Raw genomic sequence first — 2,467 nt, forward strand, 5'->3', positions numbered from 1 at the left:
TACGTTATGCTTATACGTTTCTAAACTTTAAAGAGCCTTTCCTAAATCAATTGGTTCCTTTATTGGCTGAGCAATTTAAAGGTGTATTTGATKAACTGATTTCGCAACAGGATTTCGTTCAGAAAGTAGTGCTGGAAGAAGAAGTTTCTTTCTTGAGGACCTTATCAACGGGAATTCAACGTTTCGAAAAATATCAGGCATCGAATGATGTAGTAGAGGGTAATTTCGCTTTCGAATTATCAGATACATTTGGTTTTCCGATCGATTTAACGGAATTAATGGCCCGAGAAAAGGGTTGGAGCGTTGATCTAGTTGGATACGAACAGGCTTTGAAAAAGCAAAAAGACGATAGTCGTGCCGCAACAGCCATTGATACTGGCGATTGGATTGTGGTAAACACAGAAGAGCAGAGCGAATTTGTAGGTTACGATGACTTAGAAATCGAAACCGAGATCTTAAAATATCGTAAAGTAAAAGCTAAGGGTAAAGAACAGTTCCAAATTGTTTTACGTCAAACACCTTTTTATGCTGAAAGCGGTGGTCAGGTGGGAGACACAGGCCGTTTAGAAGACCACAGTCGGCAGTTTTGGGTAGACATTACCGATACCAAAAAAGAAAATGGCTTAACTGTTCATTTTACCGATATCTTACCGGATAATTTAGAAGGTAAATTTTGGGCTGTTGTAGATGAAGATAAACGTGTTTTAACTGAAGATAATCACTCTGCCACACACTTACTGCATGCGGCATTAAAACAAGTTTTAGGCAAACATGTTAACCAGAAAGGCTCTCTGGTGAATGCAGACTACTTACGTTTCGATTTTTCCCACTTTGCTAAAGTTACTGACGAGGAATTAGCACAGATTGAGGTAATTGTAAATCAGAAAATCCGCCAGAACATTAAGTTAAAGGAACAACGCAACGTTCCTTATCAAGATGCCATTGAAAGTGGCGTAACGGCTTTATTTGGCGAAAAATATGGCGATTTTGTACGTATGATTACTTTTGACGACCATTTCTCTAAAGAACTTTGCGGTGGTACACATGTAAAGGCAACAGGACAGATCGGTTCATTCAAAATTGTTTCCGAAAGTGCTGTAGCAGCTGGGGTTCGTCGCATTGAGGCCATCACCGCTGATAAAGCTGAACAATACTTTTTAGATCAAAGAAAGGAACTTGGTTATTTAAAAGCATTACTAAATGGAAGTAAAGATCTATCGGCGTCCGTTCAGGCATTGTTGGATGAAAATGCAAAACTGAAAAAAGAAATTGAAAAGTCGACAATAGAAAGGGTAAACACCTTAAAACATGAAATCGTTCATCATGTAAGAGGGATTAACGGCATTAACCTGATTGCTAAGCACATTGATCTGCAGAGTGCTGATGCAGTTAAAAATCTGGCTTTCTCTTTGAAAGATATGGTTGATAACCTGTTTCTGGTTTTTACTACAGAAATTGATGGCAAACCTGGAATAACCGTAATGCTTTCTGATCACCTGGTGAAAAAGGGATTAAATGCTTCTAATATTGTTCGCGAGTTGGGTAAAGAAATCCAAGGCGGTGGCGGTGGACAACCGTTTTATGCGACCGCAGGTGGTAAAAACCCATCGGGATTAAAAGTTGTTTTGGAAAAAGCAGAAAGTTTTATTCCGCATCATTGATTGAAATAATAAAATAGACCCTGAAATAAATTCAGGGTGACGCTATGTAAAATAAAAAAGAGGCCCTAGAGCCTCTTTTTTATTTTAATGTCTTCCATGTTTTTCTCTATGTCCTCTAGAGAATAAGCTTGAATTTACGTTTCTATCATGATATCTATTATCTACACGATAAGATCTATAATTATTTCTTGGCGAGCTATAACGTACTCGGTTTCCACCACCGTAAGATGAGCGGTAATAATTATTATCATGTGAATAACTTACTCTGTGGGTATTATAATTACGATATGGGCTATTTCCATAAACCACTACTTTTCTTCCGTGATGCAGATCGTAACCTCTATACCTCGCTGGTAAATACCTTGATCTTGTCCATCTGTTTCCACTTAAATAAACAAACTGCCTTTGAGGGACATAATAATAAGATTGAACTTCTGGGAGATAGTAATAATTAACGTTTTCATAACCTGCAGGTACCCAAGCTGGTTGTGCACCTATATTTACATTAATACTTACCTGAGCGTTAGATTGATTAGATGTTAAAGCCACGATACCAAAAATCGCGGAGATGATAAATAACTTTTTCATAATAATCCATTTTATTTGTGTGTACTTCAACAATTCAAACGCTGTGCCAAAACTTCTATTGTAACAGATATATAAAAAAAAGAGCTTCGAACGAAGCTCTTTTTAAATCGGTTAATAAAATTAGGTATTAGTGCTTTCCTTTACCATTTCCGTGGCCCTTACCGTTATTTCCTTTTCCATAAATCTTTTTAGCCTGTCCTGGAGGCATACCATGAGGA

The 2,467-nt window shown here is 37.5% G+C and carries 2 protein-coding genes; one reads left to right on the forward strand and one right to left on the reverse strand.

Features of this window, described 5'->3' with window-relative positions; genetic code table 11:
* The coding region (locus tag AC1DND_RS25695; RefSeq protein ID WP_477585397.1) for an alanine--tRNA ligase-related protein at window positions 1-1,661 on the forward strand (1,661 nt) is incomplete at its 5' end.
* An 84-nt stretch (window positions 1,662-1,745) separates the two neighbouring features.
* On the opposite strand, the gene AC1DND_RS25700 is transcribed toward AC1DND_RS25695, so the two are convergent.
* Complete coding sequence (locus AC1DND_RS25700) at window positions 1,746-2,249, reverse strand: hypothetical protein (RefSeq protein ID WP_477585399.1); 504 nt, start codon at window positions 2,247-2,249, stop codon at window positions 1,746-1,748.
* Between the last annotated feature and the right edge of the window lie 218 nt (window positions 2,250-2,467).

The sequence above is a fragment of the Pedobacter sp. 01N416 genome, from assembly GCF_056399685.1.